This window comes from Bacillus sp. USDA818B3_A (assembly GCF_009928415.1).
GTDB lineage: Bacteria > Bacillota > Bacilli > Bacillales > Cytobacillaceae > Neobacillus.
The window spans coordinates 196,647-215,080 of the sequence record NZ_JAABNN010000002.1 but is presented as its reverse complement, the minus strand read 5'-3'; the positions used below and the strand labels follow the sequence as shown (position 1 = coordinate 215,080).

The window sequence follows — 18,434 nt, the reverse complement described above, 5'->3', positions numbered from 1 at the left end:
AATGAAGGAGCAAGTTATTTTTTTCACAATAATTATGGGCTTTTTAATTTCGGTTTTACTTTCTCCGATTTTTATTCCCTTCTTACGGAGATTGAAATTTGGACAAAGTATTCGTGAAGAAGGTCCAAAATCTCATCAAAAGAAATCAGGCACGCCGACAATGGGAGGGGTCATGATTTTATTTTCTATTATCATCACTACACTGGTCATGATAGGAAAATATTCAGATCAAACACCCGTAAATGCTTTTTTACTCCTGTTTGTGACATTTGGATTCGGACTGCTGGGATTTTTAGACGATTTTATCAAAGTTGTTTTAAAACGTAACCTAGGATTAACATCGAAGCAGAAATTTTTAGGGCAAATTATTATATCTGTTATCTTTTACTTAATTTATAAACATACGGGTCAATCTACAGAAATCAAGATTCCTTTTGGGGATTATTCAATTGATTTAGGCTGGGGATATGTGTTATTAATTATTTTTTGGCTGGTGGGCTTTTCAAATGCAGTCAATCTTACAGACGGACTCGACGGTTTGGTTTCCGGGACTGCAGCAATTGCATTTGGAGCGTTTGCGGTTCTGGCTTGGAACCAAAACCAATTTGAAATTGCTGTCTTCTCTGTTGCAGTGGTAGGGGCAGTATTAGGATTTCTGGTGTTTAATGCTCATCCTGCAAAAGTATTTATGGGTGATACAGGGTCGCTTGCTCTTGGCGGAGCGATCGCTGCAATTGCCATTTTAACTAAGCTGGAAATCCTGCTTATTATTATTGGCGGTGTATTTGTAATTGAAACCTTATCCGTTATCCTTCAGGTTGCCTCTTTTAAGACAACCGGGAAGAGGATCTTCCGAATGAGTCCTTTGCATCATCATTATGAACTTGTCGGCTGGTCTGAGTGGCGGGTTGTTGTAACGTTTTGGAGTGTAGGTTTAATATTCGCGATACTAGGTATCTATATTGAGGTGTGGTTGTAATTGAAACAGATTGAAACTTATCGTTATAAAAAAATTCTTGTACTTGGTTTAGCTAAAAGTGGTGTGACGGCTGCCTCATTGTTACATAATCTTGGTGCATTTGTTACAGTGAATGACAAAAAACCATTTTCCGAAAATCCTGAGGCCCAAGGATTACTTGAGCAGGGAATCAAAGTGATTTGTGGGGAACATCCAATTGAGCTTCTTGATGAGGGGTTTGAATTAATCGTAAAGAACCCTGGAATTCCTTATTCCAATCCGATGATTGAAGGAGCGCTAGAAAAGGGAATTCCAGTTATCACTGAAGTCGAGCTCGCCTATGAGATTTCTGAGGCCCCTTTTATTGGTATTACGGGGACAAATGGGAAAACCACAACGACTACTCTTGTTTATGAAATGTTGAATGAGGGGAAAAAAGAGCCGTTAATCGCGGGGAATATTGGTACGGTGGCTTCCGGGGTAGCCGAGAAAGCTGAAAAAGATAATACTATCGTTATCGAACTTTCCTCTTTCCAATTAATGGGGATTAGGAGTTTTAAGCCTAGAATTGCTATTATCACTAACCTCTACGATGCCCATCTGGATTATCATGGCACAAGAAGGGAATACATTCAGGCAAAAGCTAATATTACCAAGAATCAAACTGAGCATGATTACTTAATTATTAATGCCGACCAAGAAGAAACAATGGCAATTGCACAAAACTCAAAAGCTGCCATCGTCCCTTTCTCCACAAAGAAAGAATTGACAGAGGGAGCTTATATCAAAGACGGCTGGGTGATTTTTAATCAAGAGCCCGTAATGGAGATAAGCGAAATCGTTCTACCTGGGGTACATAACCTCGAAAACATCCTATCTGCCGTAGCAGCAGCCAAACTATCCGGCGTAGAAAACAGCGCCATCCAAGCAGTCCTCAAAACCTTTACGGGTGTCAGGCACCGTTTGCAATATGTCGCTGATGTCAATGGCAGGAAGGTTTATAATGATTCGAAGGCAACGAATATCTTAGCGACAATTAAGGCGTTGTCGGCTTTTAAAACTCCGACGATCTTGCTTGCAGGAGGGCTTGATCGTGGAAATGAATTTGATGAGCTGCTGCCGTACCTTAGCCATGTAAAGGCATTAATCACGTTTGGGCAAACAGCTCCAAAGCTTGAGCGGGCAGGAGAGCTAGCTGGAATAAAAACTATTAGCCGTGTCGATAATGTTGACAAGGCAGTTCCGGAAGCTTATCGATTATCCGAACCTGGCGACGTCATCCTTTTATCACCTGCTTGCGCAAGTTGGGATCAATATAAAAGTTTTGAAGTCAGGGGAGACATTTTTATCGAAGCCGTGCATAAGCTTAAATAAGGGCTTGTACACAGAAAAGCGGAAGCAAACGTTAAGCGGAGCCCTAAAACACGTGGTTTGAGGTGGATAGTGGTGCCGACAAAGAGAACAACTCCCGACTTTATTTTAATGATTGTAACCTTCACACTACTGGCAATAGGGCTCATCATGGTTTACAGTGCCAGCGCAATCTGGGCCGAATATAAATTCCAAGATTCCTTTTTCTTTGCAAAAAGGCAGACCCTATTTGCCGGGGTGGGGATTGTTGCTATGTTTTTTATAATGAACGTAAATTATTGGACATGGAGAACCTATGCAAAAACCATTCTGATTGTTTGTTTTGTTTTATTAGTTCTCGTGTTAATTCCAGGTATCGGGAATGTTCGAAATGGTTCAAGGAGCTGGATAGGGGTTGGAGCCTTCTCCATACAGCCATCAGAATTTATGAAACTTGCCATGATCGCCTTTCTAGCAAAATACTTATCTGAGCGGCAGAAATTCATCACATCCTTTAAGAAGGGTCTTATGCCATCTCTTGGCCTAGCCTTTGTCGCTTTTGCGATGATCATGCTGCAGCCTGACTTAGGGACTGGCACAGTGATGATGGGGACTTGTGTTGTCATGATTTTTATTGCAGGAGCAAGGGTCAGTCATTTTGCTTTCTTAGGACTATTAGGTGTTGCAGGGTTTGTAGGTTTGATTGCATCAGCACCGTACCGAATTAAGCGGATCACCTCGTTTTTGGACCCATGGTCGGATCCGCTGGGAAGCGGATTTCAAATCATCCAATCCCTTTATGCCATTGGTCCAGGTGGATTATTTGGCTTAGGGCTTGGTGAGAGCAGGCAAAAGTTCTTTTACTTGCCAGAACCGCAAACCGACTTTATTTTTGCGATCCTATCGGAAGAATTAGGCTTCATTGGCGGCTCATTTATTTTACTCTTATTCGCCCTGTTATTATGGAGGGGCATTCGAATTGCGCTTGGAGCCCCTGATTTATATGGCAGTTTTCTTGCAGTTGGAATCATTGCCATGGTGGCCATCCAAGTAATGATTAATATTGGTGTAGTCACAGGCTTAATGCCGGTTACAGGGATCACATTGCCATTCTTAAGTTATGGGGGATCTTCCTTAACGTTGATGCTAATGGCAATCGGTGTTCTCCTTAACATCAGCCGATATTCAAGACTTTAAAAACGATACCCTGTTTACATGCAGGGTTCTTTTTATGTTTATTTGATAAGGGTTATCCCCTTAATAAATTACCTATGGGTAGATGGAGCTTTGCGCTTTCATTATTACATTTAATTAACATTGTTTTTTCTAGCGTATTTTCTATTGTTTTTATAGTAGAATGTGTTTAGCAACTTTATAGAGGTGAGAAAATGAAAGTAGTGGTAAGCGGCGGCGGGACCGGTGGACATATTTATCCTGCCCTTGCACTTATAAGAGAAATTCAAAAAGAAAACAAAGAAGCAGAATTTTTATATATTGGAACAACAAATGGACTCGAAAGCCAGCTAGTCCCAAGGGAGAATATTGCTTTTAAATCTATTCATATAACCGGATTTAAACGTAAGCTATCATTTGAGAACGTAAAAACCATTTTGAGATTTATAAAAGGTGTTCAGGATAGTAAGAGAATTATAAAAGAATTTCAACCGGATATTGTTATTGGCACAGGTGGATATGTATGCGGTCCTGTCGTATATGCGGCAAAGGGACTGGGGATACCCACCGTTATTCACGAGCAAAATAGTGTCCCTGGGTTAACTAATAAATTTTTAAGCCGATATGTTAATAAGATTGCTATTTGTTTTGAAGAGGCCAAGGAATATTTCCCAAGTGAAAAAGTGGTCTTTACAGGTAATCCCCGAGCTTCAGAGGTGCTTGGCAAGGATGGGATTAAAGGACGGCTCTCAGCGGGACTTAGTGCTACAAAACCGGCCGTATTAATTTTTGGCGGGAGCCGGGGGGCAAGGCCAATTAATGAAGCGGTTGTTAAAGCATTGGCAGAATTAGCAGAAAAGCCATATCAAATTCTTTATGTTACTGGTGACGTCCATTATGAGAACGTCCAAAAGGAAGTAGATTTAGTAGGGAATCCGAAAAACGTGGTAATTAAGCCGTTTATCCATAATATGCCTGAAGTACTTGCTGGGATTGATTTGGTGGTTTCCAGAGCAGGAGCAACTACACTTGCCGAATTAACCTCATTAGGCATTCCAAGTATCTTAGTACCAAGTCCTTATGTGACAAATAACCATCAGGAAAAAAACGCCAGATCCTTAAGCGACCATGGTGCGGCAGAATTGGTGTTAGAAAAGGATTTAAATAATAAAAGTCTTGTACATCATATTGACCGTATTTTATTAAATACTGAACATTTAAAGGATATGAAAGCAAAGGCTAAAAAAATGGGCGTTCCTGATTCGGCCGAGCGGCTTTATGCTGTAATGAAACATCTTGTTAAAACAAATCAAAAGTAGCCCAAATAAATTTTAAGCATAAACTGAAAAAAACGCATCTAGGAAAGTTAGGTGGTATTAATGGACGCAATTGTAACCGAATTGCAAAATTTGAATATTGGGAAAGTGAAACAAAATGAACCTTTAGTGAATCATACAACAATAAAAATTGGCGGTCCGGCAGACCTTTTTATTGAACCATCATCAGTAGAAAATCTTAAAAAGGTTATGTCAGTGATTGAAAAATACGGACTTAAATGGCGGGCGATTGGCAGAGGCTCCAATTTGCTAGTCTCAGACAAAGGGATTGAAGGTGCAGTAATTAAGCTTGGCTCAGGCTTGGACCACCTTGACATAAATGAAAGCGAAATAACAGTCGGCGGAGGATATTCCCTTGTTAGTCTAGCCACTTCTATTAGTAAAAAGGGACTGTCTGGACTGGAATTTGCCAGTGGAATCCCTGGTTCTGTCGGCGGAGCCGTCTACATGAATGCCGGTGCACATGGGTCAGATATTAGTAAGATTTTAACAAAAGCCCATATTCTATTTGATGATGGTTCGATGGAATGGCTGACCAATGAAGAGATGGAATTTTCCTACCGGACTTCCATTCTTCAGAAGAAGCGTCCTGGGATTGTTCTAGAAGCTGTGTTTAAGCTTACTCAAGGTGACCGTGCCAATATTGTTGCCCAAATGCAAAAAAACAAGGATTACCGTAAAGAAACACAGCCATGGAATTTCCCGTGCGCAGGGAGTATTTTCCGCAATCCATTACCGAACTATGCTGGAAAACTGATTGAAGACGCTGGCTTAAAGGGCCACAGCATTGGCGGTGCGAAAATATCAGAAATGCATGGGAACTTCATTGTAAATGCCGGTAATGCAACTGCTGCGGATGTTCTATCTTTAATTCAGTTTGTGAAGGATACCATTTTTAATCTATATGGGGTAAAGATGGAAACAGAAGTAGAGATTATCGGTAAATAACCAGACATTTCTTGTAAGAAATTCCTTACGAATGACAAATATTGTGTTATAATTACTGATAATATTATAAGTGGATAATGGCAAGAAAATCAGTGACGGCATGAATTTTCGTGCCGTTGTTTCTCTTTTAGTGACAATGATGTAAAAAGGACAAGCTTAAGTGTGGATTAGGGCAGCTGCTTATAGTTCAATGATACATACAAGATTTATTATCTTAAGCACCAATGTGCTCGGGAAGCTTTTCTTTTGGAGGAGTTATGGATGGAAAATGATAAAATCGTTGCTCTAGAAGATCGTATACCAAAACTGAAGGAGCAAAGACGAAGGAAGGCTAATAGACGCCTCGTGCTTCTGCTCATTCTGTTTTTTACAATGATAGTCGTTGTGGCCTATTCACAGTCCCCATTAAGTCATGTAAAACACATTGATGTAACAGGGAATGCGGTTTATTCGGATAAGGAAATAATTAAGGCGAGTGGTGTTACAAAACAAACGAATATTTGGAAAATCAAAGAAAGTAATATTAATCAAAAGTTAAACCATTTATCTGAAATTAACAAAGCAAGTGTTCAGATCAAGTGGCCAAATACCGTTCAAATTCAAGTGAAAGAACATAATCGCATAGCCTATTTGAAGAATGGAAAAAATTACCTTCCTATTATGGAAAACGGTAAGATATTAAAGGATAGAAAAACGGAAATCATTCCAGTTAACTCTCCAATACTTTTCGCGTTTAAGGAAGGTTCGGTTCTTAACCTGACGGTTAAAGAATTACAAGATCTTCCTAGTGAAATTACTAACTCCATTTCTGAAATACATTATTCTCCGAAAAAAACAGATCGGTATCATATTTCCTTATTCATGAACGATGGATTTGAAGTCAGCGCCACGCTTAGAAGTTTTTCAGAAAAGATGGTTCATTATCCTTCCATCATCAGCCAATTAGATCCTAACAAAAAAGGGTTAATCGACTTGGAAGTTGGTTCGTATTTTAAGGCTTTTGGGCCTGCTCCGGAGGGAAAAGACGTTGAATAAGATAAAGGTGCATGGGAAGCATCTTATCTTGTCACTTGTCTGTTTAGTTCTGGGGTTTATGGTTGCCTTCTCGTATCATTTAACACAACTGAAATTTCAAAATGAAAATCAGAATCTCACGGGCAGCCAATACGAAAAAACCTTGGGATTGCGGAATCAATTAATTGCACAAGAGGAAACGAACCGTAAGCTGCAAAAAGAATTAAATCAAACACAGGATAAAGTATTAAAGAATGAAAAAGTTCTTTCTAAGGAAACTCAAGTGTTTCTTGATCTGGCTGAGGATGCTGAGAAATATCGGATGTACCTTGGAAAGGTAAAGGTTAAGGGAAAAGGGGTAAAAGTTACTCTTTCAGACGGTGCCTATGATCCAAAGGATGATAATGTGAACAATTACATTGTTCACGAACAGCATGTTTTTAAAGTAGTTAACGAACTATATATATCTGGAGCAGCCGCAGTAGCAATTAATGGACAGAGACTGACAAGCCGTTCCTATATCGTGTGCAACGGGCCGGTTATAACAGTGGATGGCGTGCCGTATCCTGCACCCTTTGTCATTACGGCGATAGGAGATCCAGACGCCCTTACTTCGGCCTTAAACCTTACCGGAGGAGTTAAGGACCAGTTAGTAAACGATAATGTGGTTTTTTCACTTGAAAAGGAAGATGAAATGGTCTTAAATCCTATCTTGGGCAGCTAAAATAGGTCCACAAGGTTTAAGGAATGAAGAAGGTTAGGTGAAATTTAGTGGACAAGCCGAAGGTTAATCTAAGTTTTACATTAATAGCCGCATTGGTTGGATTTATGATTGCCATTCAATTTCAAACAGTAAAAAAGCCAGTTGAGCGTGATACACGAGATGTTTGGCAGCTTCGTGAAGCGCTGCTTAAGGAAAAAGAACTTCAATCCAATTTACTAAGTGAGATTCGTTCGAATGAAGAAAAACTATCAGCTTATGAATCTAAGCGGGAACAAAGTAAAGAACAGGCGTTAAAAGATACCTTACAGGAGTTAAAAGCAGAGGCAGGCTTAACAGAGATAAAAGGTCCTGGGATCACGCTTTTAATTGAACCAGTGATTGAGGATGTCAAGCTAGGAACTCCGGTTAAGAATTCGGTTTCACCAGAACTTTTAAAAAGATTGTTGAATGAACTTAATATGTATGAAGCTAAATACGTGGCAATCGACGGCCAACGTGTCATCAATACAACGGTCATCAGAGATATAAATGGAGAAACAAAAATTGATGGGCATGCGATAAAAGGTCTGCCGATTGAGATTAAAGTAGGGGTGGAGGATACGAACACTGCGGAAAAATTATCTAATCAAATGAAGGTATCTAAAGCCAGAGATGAGTTTTTTTCAGAAAGCTTAAGACTTACGGTCTCTTCTTCAAATCCTACTATTACTATACCAGCCTATGATCATTCCATTCGGGTGATGTATATGGAGCCGATTAAAGAGGGAGGAGATTCCTGATGTGGCTTCCATTTATCGGACTTGTCATTGGGATCATCCTTGGTTTTCTAACAGAAATTAGAATCCCTGAGGAATATTCCAATTATTTGTCGATTGCTATACTGGCAGCTTTTGATACACTTTTTGGAGGAATTAGGGCTTACCTGCAAAATATTTATGATGAAAAGGTATTTGTATCAGGATTCTTTTTTAATATTGTACTTGCTGCAAGTTTAGCTTTTCTCGGTGTTCATCTTGGTGTAGACTTGTATTTAGCAGCAGTTTTTGCGTTTGGTGTCAGATTGTTTCAAAATATTGCCGTCATACGGAGAATATTATTGACAAAATGGTCAACAAACAAAGAAAAAATAGAAAAAAGTTGAAATTTTTAAAGGGAAATATGTAGTTGTGACGAATAATTTTATTTATATGACTATGAAAATAGTAAGGAACAAAAGAGAAAATTGTTGTTCTATCCAAGGAGATTAAAAGGAGGTGCCATAGAGTGAACAGCAATGAAATATATGTTAGTCTTGACATCGGTACATCCAGTGTAAAAGTAATCATTGGTGAAATGGTCAATGACTCTGGAAAAGATACATTAAATATAATTGGTGTCGGCAATGTGAAATCTGAAGGATTACGTAAAGGTTCCATTGTCGACATGGATGATACCGTTCATTCTATTAAGCGGGCAATTGAACAGGCAGAAAGAATGATCGGAATGGAGATTCGTGAAGTAGTGGTGGGTATATCTGGAAGAGATATCATGCTTCAAAATTGTCACGGTATTGTAGCCGTTTCTAGTCAAAATCGGGAAATAACGAATGAAGATGTTATTCGTGTAATTGAGGCATCTCATGTTGGTTCAATTCCGCCGGAAAGGGAAAATATTGGTGTCATTCGAAAACAATTTATCCTAGATGGTAAGGATGAAATCAATGATCCACGCGGAATGATTGGTGTTCGATTAGAAATGGATGGTACCCTGATTACCGGTTCTAAATCAATAATCATCAATACATTACGCTGTGTGGAACGTGCAGGTCTTCAAATTTTAGACATCATCTTGCAGCCACTGGCAGCAGGGGATTTTGCCTTATCAAAGGATGAGAAAAATCTTGGTGTTGCTCTAATTGATATCGGCGGCGGGTCCACTACGATTGCAGTGTTCGAGGAAGGTTTCTTAAAAGCGACTAGTGTAATCCCAGTCGGCGGGGATCTCCTTACAAACGATCTATCTAAAGTTTTGCATACTTCAACAGAGGATGCAGAAAATATTAAGGTAAGATATGGCCATGCCTTCTATGATAATGCCTCAGAAGACGAGTTCTTCAGCGTACCAATCATCGGAAGTGACCAGCATCAGCAATTCAACCAACTCTATGTCTCTGAAATTATCGAAGCTAGAATGGAAGAAGTATTTGAACTGATTGCACATGAATTGAAACGCTTAGGTGTAATGGATTTACCAGGCGGTTTCGTCTTAACTGGCGGAACGGCTAAAATGCAAGGTGTATTGGAACTTGCCCAGGATATGTTCCAAAATCCAGTCCGTATTGCCTCACCTGACTATATAGGTGTAAGAGAACCTCAATATACGACAGCGGTTGGCTTGATTAAGTACGCATATAAGAATGCTAGATTACCTGGTGGAACCAACGTGGCTTCTTCGGCGGTGGCAAATCCAGAGCCAATCGAAAAAAGAGCGCCAAAACAACATCAACCTAAAGATAAAGTAGAAAAACATCCGGAAGAAAAAATGTCATCAAAAGTAAAAAAATTCCTAGGTTACTTCTTCGAGTAATGGAAGAAGCAGATCGACGAATTAGGAGGATTTGTCATGTTAGAATTTGATACAAATTTAGATTCTCTTGCAACAATAAAGGTAATCGGAGTTGGCGGCGGAGGCAATAACGCTGTAAACCGTATGATTGAACATGGAGTTCAAGGCGTAGAATTTATCGCTGTTAATACAGACGCACAAGCTTTAAATCTATCAAAAGCTGAAGTAAAAATGCAGATTGGTGCCAAACTGACCCGTGGACTTGGCGCCGGTGCAAATCCTGAAGTAGGTAAAAAGGCTGCTGAAGAAAGTAAAGAACAAATTGAAGAGGCACTGCGTGGAGCAGATATGGTCTTCGTTACGGCAGGAATGGGCGGAGGTACCGGTACTGGTGCTGCACCAGTAATCGCGCAAATTGCCCGTGATTTAGGTGCTCTAACAGTTGGTGTTGTTACACGGCCATTTACCTTTGAAGGCAGAAAACGTTCAAACCAAGCATCAGGCGGTATAGGATCAATGAAAGAAGCAGTGGATACTCTTATCGTTATTCCAAACGATCGTCTTCTTGAAATTGTTGATAAAAGCACACCGATGCTTGAGGCTTTCCGTGAGGCAGATAATGTATTACGTCAAGGGGTTCAAGGTATTTCCGATCTAATTGCGACTCCAGGATTAATTAACTTGGACTTTGCAGACGTAAAAACAATAATGTCCAATAAAGGTTCTGCACTAATGGGTATTGGGGTAGCTGCAGGGGAAAACCGGGCAACTGAAGCAGCAAAGAAGGCTATTAATTCCCCATTGCTAGAGACATCTATTGACGGTGCTCAAGGTGTGTTAATGAATATTACTGGCGGTTCTAACTTGAGCCTATATGAGGTTCAGGAGGCTGCTGATATCGTTGCAACAGCAACAGACCAAGAAGTAAATATGATCTTCGGTTCTGTTATTAACGAAAATCTAAAAGACGAGATTATTGTTACGGTCATTGCAACTGGGTTTAGTGAAGAGGTTACACAGCCAAAAGTAACACGTCCATCTTTTGGACAAGTGAAACCGAATCCGACACCGACCCCAGTAAAGAGAGAACATAAACGTGAAGAAACTCCTCAACAGGAGCCAGTCCGCACAACTAATTCACAAGAGGATGCATTAGATATCCCTACTTTCTTACGCAATCGAAATCGTAGAAGATAAAATAATATGAAAAAGGCGCAGTCATTGAGACTGCGCCTTTTTCATATTTTTAAAGTTTTAAATCTGACAAATTCCGTTGGCATTTGTGAAAATTTCTGATTTTTTGATTACAGAAAGTGACACACTTCCGCTGGTAAAGTAAGTTATACTTTTCCGTAAACAGAAGAATAGATACTTGAATCAGCCATTAGCAGATTTAAGGAGGATGCTCGCTTGGCAATTTATCTAGATATCATTTGGGCTCTTAATTTGTTATTTGATAGCCTTCTCCTCTATTTAACGGCTATTTTTCTAAAGAGGAAAGTTCAGATCTGGAGATTACTTGCAGGTGGATTTATCGGTTCATTGATCATATTATTATCATTTACGCCACTAAATGCCTATACGAGCCATCCGATTTCGAAACTTATTTGTTCGATGTTGATGATCTTGATAGCTTTTGGATTTAAGAGGTTATCATTCTTTTTAAAGGCTTTAATGACGTTATACGTTTCCACGTTTTTAATTGGCGGTGGATTAATGGGGGCCCATTACTTCATCCAATCTGATTCAGAACTTTCTATAAAGGTTCTCTCTCAAAGTGTAAAGGGATTTGGCGACCCGGTTAGCTGGCTGTTTGTACTTATTGGTTTCCCGTTAGCCTGGCACTTTGCTAGAAAAAATGTAGAAGGTATGGAAATGACCAAAATACAATTTGAACAAACTGTCAATGTTCAATTGCACATTGAAGAAGAAACATTACATTTTAAAGGATTGGTCGACAGCGGCAATCAACTATATGATCCGTTGTCTAAACTCCCCGTTATGTTCGTCTCAATAAATAAAACGATGGAAACTGTTCCTGTGACGATTAACAGGATCGCATCAGCTGATCCAGAACAATTTATCATGGGAAGTGAAGATGTTCCGAATGAATGGCAGCATAGGCTTAGAATTATTCCGTGCAAGGTTGTTGGACAAGAGCATCAGCTGGTTATAGCCATTAAACCGGATCTGATCTTAATTGAACATAATGGCGTTGAATACTTATGTGAAAAAGGGTTGGTATCCTTCACGATGCAGGAGTTATCGGCAGATGATGCCTTTCAATGTATCGTTCATCCCAAAATGCTGACGGGACCTAAGCGGCAAGGAGGGTCTATGAAGGTAAGTTAATATTACTATACTCAGAAAAACATATTTTAGAAGGAGGAACATACATGAAAAAATGGAGAATTCGCTTATCTTATTACTGGTATAAATTATTAATGAAACTAGGACTAAAAACGGATGAAGTTTATTATATTGGCGGAAGCGAAGCCCTGCCGCCTCCTTTAAGTAAGGATGAAGAAGAGGTGTTATTGAAAAAGCTTCCCGGTGGTGATAAAGCGGCAAGGTCCATACTTATTGAAAGAAATCTGCGTCTTGTGGTGTATATTGCCAGGAAATTTGAGAATACGGGCATCAATATTGAGGATTTAATTAGTATTGGTACAATCGGGCTGATAAAAGCTGTCAATACATTTAATCCTGAAAAGAAAATAAAACTCGCTACATATGCATCAAGGTGTATTGAAAATGAAATCCTTATGTACTTAAGACGTAATAATAAAATTCGGTCTGAAGTTTCGTTTGATGAACCACTAAACATCGATTGGGATGGTAATGAGTTATTATTATCGGATGTCTTGGGAACGGATGACGATATTATAACCAAGGACTTGGAGGCGAGTGTCGATCGAAAACTGCTGACAAAGGCATTGGACCACCTGACAGACCGTGAAAAACAAATTATGGAACTAAGATTTGGACTGACAAATGGAGAGGAAAAAACTCAAAAGGATGTTGCAGATATGCTTGGCATATCCCAATCTTATATATCCAGATTGGAAAAACGAATCATCAAAAGGCTGCGAAAGGAATTCAACAAAATGGTTTAATCCGAAATCAAAGAAAAAAGTGAAATATTCAGGGCAAAGAGAAAAATTTTTCCACCTCAAAAAAACGAATCAATTCATGATGTAATCGCATTTTTCGACATTTATGCACCGTTCACTTGCCGTGAACAGGTGCATATTTTTCCTTCTCGGGGAGATACTGTTTTTTGTACAGCAGCTCCTGTGAGGAGGGAAAAGGATTGACTCGAAATAAAGTTGAAATTTGCGGTGTAGATACATCAAAACTTCCGGTTTTAAAGAACGAAGAAATGAGAATACTCTTCAAGCAAATGCAAGAGGGCGATATTTATGCTCGAGAAAAGCTTGTCAACGGTAATTTACGCCTAGTCCTTAGTGTCATACAGCGGTTTAACAACCGTGGCGAGTTTGTTGATGACTTATTTCAGGTTGGCTGTATTGGACTCATGAAATCAATTGATAACTTCGATCTAGGTCAAAACGTAAAGTTTTCCACTTATGCCGTACCGATGATTATAGGAGAAATTCGAAGGTATTTGCGTGATAATAATCCAATTCGTGTGTCTCGCTCCTTAAGAGATATAGCCTATAAGGCCCTTCAGGTTAGAGAACGATTGATGAGCGAGACCTCACGTGAACCGACAGCAGAGGAAATCGCCAAGGTCTTAGAGGTACCGCATGAGGAAATCGTGTTTGCACTCGATGCCATCCAAGATCCAGTCTCCTTATTTGAGCCCATCTATAATGATGGCGGTGACCCAATTTATGTAATGGACCAGCTCAGTGATGAAAAAAATAAGGATATTAACTGGATTGAAGAAATTGCCCTTAAAGAGGGCATGCGCCGGTTAAACGAGCGCGAAAAGCTGATTTTACGAAAGCGGTTTTTTCAAGGTAAAACGCAAATGGAAGTGGCCGATGAAATTGGAATTTCGCAGGCTCAGGTTTCACGCCTAGAGAAAGCAGCCATTAGACAAATGAATAAAAATATACAAAGCTAAAGCTGTCCAGCCGGACAGCTTTAATTTTTTTTAGATAAAAATGCCTGCTGCATCATATAGTGGTAATAGCATGTTTATGGGAGTGGTGGAAGGTGAAAATTTCGGAATTCCAAATAAAAGATGTCGTGAATGTAGCGGATGGAAAACGGCTTGGAAATATCGGGGATATTGACATTAACCTGACAACAGGTAAGATTGAGGCGGTTATCATTTCTGGAAATGGCCGGGTATTAGGTTTTTTCGGAAAAGATGAGGAAATTATCATACCCTGGAAGAATATTTTAAAAATAGGTCAAGACGTAATTTTGGTCAGATATAAAGGCAACAGCGAATTGTCCGGGGAGGAAATAGAGAATTGATTTGCGTTTACGCGGTGACCAAAATTTCTTTTCATGGTAAACTATAGAAAAACATATGAGGTAATAGAATGGAACCCTTTGTAAAAAAAAATCAATCCATTTTATCTATTGATAGCTGGACGAGTCAGTTTTCGGATTTGGCGGTTGGCTTTACAACCAAAAACGGAGGGACGAGCGAGGGATACTTTGAGACATTAAACCTTGGATTTCATGTTGCTGATAAAATAACCAATGTATGTTCAAATAGAGAAAAAGTAGCCGAATGCCTGCAGTTCCCTTTAAATACCTGGGTAGGGGCTGAACAGACACACGAAACCGTTATAAAGAAAATTACGAGAGCAGATCGTGGTACTGGATCCGATTCATATGAACATGCCTTTAAAGGCACGGATGGTTTTTATACGGATGAAGAGGGAATCCTGTTAACACTATGTTTTGCTGACTGTGTCCCTCTTTTTTTTATTGCCGCTGAGCGCAGAATGATTGGCATCGCCCACGCTGGCTGGAAAGGCAGTGTTGGTCAAATTGCTAAGAAAATGATAACTGCTTGGGGTGAAGAAGGAATAAAACCAGAGAAAATATTGGCCGCTATTGGACCATCCATTTGCGAAAAATGTTATATTGTCGATAAATATGTTATTAACTTTGTAGAAAAAACTCTAGATGAAGGCGGAGCATTAACCTATAATTTACTTAATGAAGGGCAATACACCCTTAATTTACAGGAATTGAATAAACAAATTCTTCTTGCATCCGGCGTTTTAGAGTCAAATATTATGCAAACAAATTTTTGCACGAGCTGTAATCAAGAAGATTTTTTCTCTCACCGCCGTGACAAAGGCAGAACAGGAAGAATGATGAGTTTTATTGGCTGGAAGGAGAAGTAATTTACGATGAAAGTAGTAGAAAATCTTAATAGAATTAAGCAGAAGATCAACGAAGCCTGTCAAATAGTTAATCGGAGCAGTGAAGAATTGACTTTGATTGCCGTCACCAAATATGTCAGCATCAATCGTGCCAAAGAAGCGCTCGATGCGGGTATTATTAATCTAGGAGAAAACCGTGATGAGGGCCTTTTAGAAAAGTGGGAAATATTACGGGACAAGCCTGTATGGCATTATATTGGGACTCTGCAAACACGTAAAGTAAAAAATATTATAGATAAAGTGGAATATATTCATTCGCTCGATAGACTATCATTGGCGGAAGAAATCAATAAGCGGGCTAACAGGAAAACAAAATGTCTCGTCCAAGTCAATGTCTCTGGTGAAGAGTCAAAACATGGTCTTTCATTAGAAGAAGCGGTTCCTTTTATCGAGTCGCTATCAAAACTTGAGAATATTGTGATCGATGGCCTTATGACAATGGCTCCATTTACAAATGATGAAAGTATTCTTCGCAATAGTTTTCGGAAATTAAGAGAACTTCGTGACCAGGTTCAAACACTGCAGTTGGATTTTGCACCTTGTACACATCTATCGATGGGCATGTCGAATGATTTTGCCATTGCTATAGAAGAAGGGGCAACGATGATTAGAATAGGTACAGCACTAGTCGGTGAGGAGTGAAGAAAATGACACTTAAATCTAAACTAAAAACATTTTTCTTTTTAGATGATCAATATGATGATAACAATGATGAAGTGGAAGAAAAAACAGTTCCTATTAAGCAAAAGCAGCCAGTTGTCAAAAGTCAAAATGTTGTCAGTTTCCAAAGCATACCAAAGCAAGCTGCCACAGGAAGTACAGGTACATCAAATACAAATACAATTAAATCCTCGAAAGTGATCCTAATGGAGCCAATCACTTATTCAGAATCAACAGGGATTGCTGATCATTTAAAAAATCGCCGTGCTGTTGTAGTAAACCTGCAGAGTATTGATCAGACTCAAGGACGACAAATTGTTGATTTTTTAAGCGGGGTAGTCTATGCCATTGGTGGAGATATTCAAAAAATTGGCTCAAGTATTTTTTTATGTACTCCTGATAATGTGGAAGTTACCGGGAATATCACAGATTTCCTGCCTGAGAACCATAACCCAACTACAAGGTGGTAATGTGAATGGCTTTTGTATTTGATCTATTACAGCAAATTATTAATATTTATTCATGGGCTTTAATTATTTATATCCTAATGTCTTGGTTTCCTAATGCAAGAGAATCTTTTATTGGACGATTTTTGGCCAGAATTTGTGAACCATATTTAGAGCCATTTAGAAAAATAATCCCATCAATCGGTATGATGGATATTTCACCGATTGTCGCTTTCCTCGTTTTAAATTTTGCTATCAGCGGATTAAGCAGTATAGAGCGATGGCTTGCTTGATGAAACTAATATTAGGTTGTGTTTATTGAGATGAATATATATCAGCATTTCCGGCCTGAGGAACGTGAATATATTGATCAGGTCTTACAATGGAAAAGCTTTGTTGAACAGCAATACGCCCCTAAACTAACAGATTTTCTCGACCCCAGAGAGCAGCACATCCTTAAGATGTTAATCGGTGAGCATGGTGAGGTTAGATTTCAATTTTTTGGCGGTCATTCCGGATTAGAAAGAAACAGGGCGCTTATTTTTCCTGATTACTTAGTTCCAAATGAAGATGACTTTCAAATCAGTTTATTCGAGATACAATATCCCCGAAAGTTTGTCACTATTGAACACCGTCAGGTTTTAGGGACGTTAATGTCTTTGGGGCTGAAACGTGGGAAATTTGGTGACATTTTAGTGGGGGAGGGGCGTGTTCAATTTTTCGCTGCTGCGGAAATAAGTCAATATATAAAAAACAATGTCGAATCAATTGGCAGGGCTGGAGTAAAATTGGTCGAAATCAATACCGCTGATGCGGTTGTCGCTGCTTCAGTTTGGGATGAGAATGAGCTCACATTATCTTCTTTACGTCTAGATACAGTGATATCTGGAATTTATCATTTATCAAGGCAAAAATCCCTTGCTCTCATCCAGCATGGTCTTGTTAAAGTTAATTGGACCACAATTGAGAATCCATCCTTTTCCTGTGAAGAGGGTGATATAATCTCAGTCAGAGGGCATGGCAGGGCAAAAATGATCGGGTTCGATGGAAAAACAAAAAAAGAAAAATTGAGAATTACGATAGGAAAACAAAAATAATTGCAAATTGTAGCAGGATTTTTGGAAAACTTGTCGAATATTTGCTTATACATATCGAAGAAGAGATTGCATGGAGGTGGCTTCAATGCCGTTAACGCCGTTAGATATTCACAACAAAGAATTTAATAAGGGTTTTCGTGGATATGATGAAGATGAAGTAAATGAATTCCTTGACCAAGTGATTAAGGATTATGAATTAGTCCTTAGAGAAAAAAGAGAATTAGAAGAGCGCATTAATGAAATGAATGATCGTCTAGGTCATTTTGTCAATATTGAAGAAACTCTTAATAAATCAATCATCATTGCCCAGGAAGCTGGCGAAGAAGTAAAACGCAACGCTCAAAAAGAAGCGAAACTTATTATTAAAGAGGCCGAGAAAAATGCCGACCGTATTGTAAATGAATCTCTTTCCAAAGCGAGAAAAATTGCACTTGAAATTGAAGATTTGAAAAAACAATCAAAGGTTTTCCGCACCCGTTTCAAAATGTTAATTGAAGCACAGCTTGATATGTTAAACACCGATGATTGGGACCATTTATTAGAGTATGAAGTAGATGCGACAGAACTAAAACTTCATGAAGAAGAAGATTCATTAGCTTGACGAAATACATTTTATTAGCATATAATTTACAAACATAGTAAATAGAATGGAAATTGACGATGAAAGGGACAGTACAATTTTTCTAAAACTTTTTTAGCGAGTCAGGATCGGTGAAAGCCTGATAGAGTTGGGAAATTGGAAGATCACCCTCGAGTTCCAGGCTGAACTCCCTTAAAGGGGCAGTAGGCTTAGGCGTGTTGTTCA

General features: G+C 39.1%; 21 protein-coding genes and 1 other annotated feature (1 of these 22 only partly in view). All 21 genes read left to right on the top strand.

Features of this window, described 5'->3' with window-relative positions:
• Nucleotide 1 precedes the first annotated feature (1 nt).
• The 21 genes from mraY (at nucleotide 2) to GXK58_RS04065 (ending at nucleotide 18,230) form a co-directional block, all read left to right on the top strand.
• A complete protein-coding gene (gene mraY, locus GXK58_RS04165) occupies nucleotides 2-979 on the top strand; it encodes a phospho-N-acetylmuramoyl-pentapeptide-transferase (protein ID WP_160720154.1) in 978 nt (325 codons plus the stop codon).
• Nucleotides 980-2,332: a UDP-N-acetylmuramoyl-L-alanine--D-glutamate ligase gene (gene murD / locus GXK58_RS04160; RefSeq protein ID WP_160720152.1), complete on the top strand. Its 1,353-nt coding sequence runs from the start codon at nucleotides 980-982 to the stop codon at nucleotides 2,330-2,332.
• A 72-nt stretch (nucleotides 2,333-2,404) separates the two neighbouring features.
• The gene (spoVE, locus tag GXK58_RS04155; RefSeq protein WP_160720150.1) at nucleotides 2,405-3,505 is read left to right on the top strand and encodes a stage V sporulation protein E; all 1,101 of its coding nucleotides are present in this window, start codon (nucleotides 2,405-2,407) and stop codon (nucleotides 3,503-3,505) included.
• 191 nt (nucleotides 3,506-3,696) lie between these two features.
• On the top strand, nucleotides 3,697-4,800 hold the full coding sequence (gene murG, locus GXK58_RS04150; protein ID WP_160720148.1) for an undecaprenyldiphospho-muramoylpentapeptide beta-N-acetylglucosaminyltransferase: 1,104 nt from the start codon (nucleotides 3,697-3,699) through the stop codon (nucleotides 4,798-4,800).
• A gap of 60 nt (nucleotides 4,801-4,860) precedes the next feature.
• On the top strand, nucleotides 4,861-5,766 hold the full coding sequence (gene murB, locus GXK58_RS04145; protein WP_160720146.1) for a UDP-N-acetylmuramate dehydrogenase: 906 nt from the start codon (nucleotides 4,861-4,863) through the stop codon (nucleotides 5,764-5,766).
• 261 nt (nucleotides 5,767-6,027) lie between these two features.
• Nucleotides 6,028-6,801, top strand: coding sequence for a cell division protein FtsQ/DivIB (locus GXK58_RS04140; RefSeq protein ID WP_160720144.1), 774 nt, complete (start codon nucleotides 6,028-6,030; stop codon nucleotides 6,799-6,801).
• Nucleotides 6,794-7,504 carry a DUF881 domain-containing protein gene (locus tag GXK58_RS04135; RefSeq protein WP_237389561.1) on the top strand — a complete coding sequence of 237 codons (711 nt, stop codon included), beginning with the start codon at nucleotides 6,794-6,796 and terminating at the stop codon, nucleotides 7,502-7,504. The genes GXK58_RS04140 and GXK58_RS04135 overlap by 8 nt, the downstream gene beginning before the upstream one ends.
• A 47-nt stretch (nucleotides 7,505-7,551) precedes the next feature.
• On the top strand, nucleotides 7,552-8,283 hold the full coding sequence (locus tag GXK58_RS04130; RefSeq protein WP_160720142.1) for a DUF881 domain-containing protein: 732 nt from the start codon (nucleotides 7,552-7,554) through the stop codon (nucleotides 8,281-8,283).
• Nucleotides 8,283-8,645, top strand: a complete 363-nt coding sequence (locus tag GXK58_RS04125; RefSeq protein ID WP_160720140.1) for a small basic family protein — start codon at nucleotides 8,283-8,285, stop codon at nucleotides 8,643-8,645. The genes GXK58_RS04130 and GXK58_RS04125 overlap by 1 nt, the downstream gene beginning before the upstream one ends.
• Nucleotides 8,646-8,767: 122 nt before the next feature.
• Nucleotides 8,768-10,069 carry a cell division protein FtsA gene (ftsA, locus tag GXK58_RS04120; protein WP_160720138.1) on the top strand — a complete coding sequence of 434 codons (1,302 nt, stop codon included), beginning with the start codon at nucleotides 8,768-8,770 and terminating at the stop codon, nucleotides 10,067-10,069.
• A 36-nt stretch (nucleotides 10,070-10,105) separates the two neighbouring features.
• Complete coding sequence (ftsZ, locus tag GXK58_RS04115) at nucleotides 10,106-11,245, top strand: cell division protein FtsZ (RefSeq protein ID WP_160720136.1); 1,140 nt, start codon at nucleotides 10,106-10,108, stop codon at nucleotides 11,243-11,245.
• 213 nt (nucleotides 11,246-11,458) lie between these two features.
• Nucleotides 11,459-12,400: a sigma-E processing peptidase SpoIIGA gene (gene spoIIGA / locus GXK58_RS04110; RefSeq protein ID WP_160720134.1), complete on the top strand. Its 942-nt coding sequence runs from the start codon at nucleotides 11,459-11,461 to the stop codon at nucleotides 12,398-12,400.
• Between the two features lie 44 nt (nucleotides 12,401-12,444).
• Nucleotides 12,445-13,164: an RNA polymerase sporulation sigma factor SigE gene (gene sigE, locus GXK58_RS04105; protein WP_160720132.1), complete on the top strand. Its 720-nt coding sequence runs from the start codon at nucleotides 12,445-12,447 to the stop codon at nucleotides 13,162-13,164.
• 197 nt (nucleotides 13,165-13,361) lie between these two features.
• Nucleotides 13,362-14,141, top strand: coding sequence for an RNA polymerase sporulation sigma factor SigG (sigG, locus tag GXK58_RS04100; protein WP_160720130.1), 780 nt, complete (start codon nucleotides 13,362-13,364; stop codon nucleotides 14,139-14,141).
• Nucleotides 14,142-14,233: 92 nt separating this feature from the next.
• Entirely contained in the window at nucleotides 14,234-14,500 is a 267-nt protein-coding gene (locus GXK58_RS04095; RefSeq protein ID WP_160720128.1) for a YlmC/YmxH family sporulation protein, read from the top strand.
• A 68-nt stretch (nucleotides 14,501-14,568) separates the two neighbouring features.
• Entirely contained in the window at nucleotides 14,569-15,387 is an 819-nt protein-coding gene (pgeF, locus tag GXK58_RS04090) for a peptidoglycan editing factor PgeF (protein ID WP_160720126.1), read from the top strand.
• 6 nt (nucleotides 15,388-15,393) lie between these two features.
• Nucleotides 15,394-16,068 (top strand): YggS family pyridoxal phosphate-dependent enzyme, encoded by a 675-nt coding sequence (locus tag GXK58_RS04085; RefSeq protein ID WP_160720124.1) that lies wholly within the window; start codon nucleotides 15,394-15,396, stop codon nucleotides 16,066-16,068.
• A gap of 5 nt (nucleotides 16,069-16,073) precedes the next feature.
• On the top strand, nucleotides 16,074-16,556 hold the full coding sequence (locus tag GXK58_RS04080; protein ID WP_160720122.1) for a cell division protein SepF: 483 nt from the start codon (nucleotides 16,074-16,076) through the stop codon (nucleotides 16,554-16,556).
• A 5-nt stretch (nucleotides 16,557-16,561) separates the two neighbouring features.
• Nucleotides 16,562-16,825: a YggT family protein gene (locus tag GXK58_RS04075; protein ID WP_160720120.1), complete on the top strand. Its 264-nt coding sequence runs from the start codon at nucleotides 16,562-16,564 to the stop codon at nucleotides 16,823-16,825.
• A 30-nt stretch (nucleotides 16,826-16,855) separates the two neighbouring features.
• Nucleotides 16,856-17,629 carry a YlmH family RNA-binding protein gene (locus tag GXK58_RS04070; RefSeq protein ID WP_160720118.1) on the top strand — a complete coding sequence of 258 codons (774 nt, stop codon included), beginning with the start codon at nucleotides 16,856-16,858 and terminating at the stop codon, nucleotides 17,627-17,629.
• Between the two features lie 85 nt (nucleotides 17,630-17,714).
• Complete coding sequence (locus GXK58_RS04065) at nucleotides 17,715-18,230, top strand: DivIVA domain-containing protein (RefSeq protein ID WP_160720116.1); 516 nt, start codon at nucleotides 17,715-17,717, stop codon at nucleotides 18,228-18,230.
• Between the two features lie 50 nt (nucleotides 18,231-18,280).
• Nucleotides 18,281-18,434, top strand: a binding site (T-box leader); it runs 81 nt beyond the window's last position.

Bases quoted from the DNA above. Each gene is read 5' to 3' on its own strand.
- mraY (WP_160720154.1), top strand. From the start codon at position 2: ATGAAGGAGCAAGTTATTTTTTTCACAATAATTATGGGCTTTTTAATT.
- murG (WP_160720148.1), top strand. From the start codon at position 3,697: ATGAAAGTAGTGGTAAGCGGCGGCGGGACCGGTGGACATATTTATCCT.
- murB (WP_160720146.1), top strand. From the start codon at position 4,861: ATGGACGCAATTGTAACCGAATTGCAAAATTTGAATATTGGGAAAGTG.
- GXK58_RS04140 (WP_160720144.1), top strand. From the start codon at position 6,028: ATGGAAAATGATAAAATCGTTGCTCTAGAAGATCGTATACCAAAACTG.
- GXK58_RS04125 (WP_160720140.1), top strand. From the start codon at position 8,283: ATGTGGCTTCCATTTATCGGACTTGTCATTGGGATCATCCTTGGTTTT.
- ftsZ (WP_160720136.1), top strand. From the start codon at position 10,106: ATGTTAGAATTTGATACAAATTTAGATTCTCTTGCAACAATAAAGGTA.
- sigE (WP_160720132.1), top strand. From the start codon at position 12,445: ATGAAAAAATGGAGAATTCGCTTATCTTATTACTGGTATAAATTATTA.
- pgeF (WP_160720126.1), top strand. From the start codon at position 14,569: ATGGAACCCTTTGTAAAAAAAAATCAATCCATTTTATCTATTGATAGC.
- GXK58_RS04085 (WP_160720124.1), top strand. From the start codon at position 15,394: ATGAAAGTAGTAGAAAATCTTAATAGAATTAAGCAGAAGATCAACGAA.
- GXK58_RS04080 (WP_160720122.1), top strand. From the start codon at position 16,074: ATGACACTTAAATCTAAACTAAAAACATTTTTCTTTTTAGATGATCAA.
- GXK58_RS04075 (WP_160720120.1), top strand. From the start codon at position 16,562: ATGGCTTTTGTATTTGATCTATTACAGCAAATTATTAATATTTATTCA.
- GXK58_RS04070 (WP_160720118.1), top strand. From the start codon at position 16,856: ATGAATATATATCAGCATTTCCGGCCTGAGGAACGTGAATATATTGAT.
- GXK58_RS04065 (WP_160720116.1), top strand. From the start codon at position 17,715: ATGCCGTTAACGCCGTTAGATATTCACAACAAAGAATTTAATAAGGGT.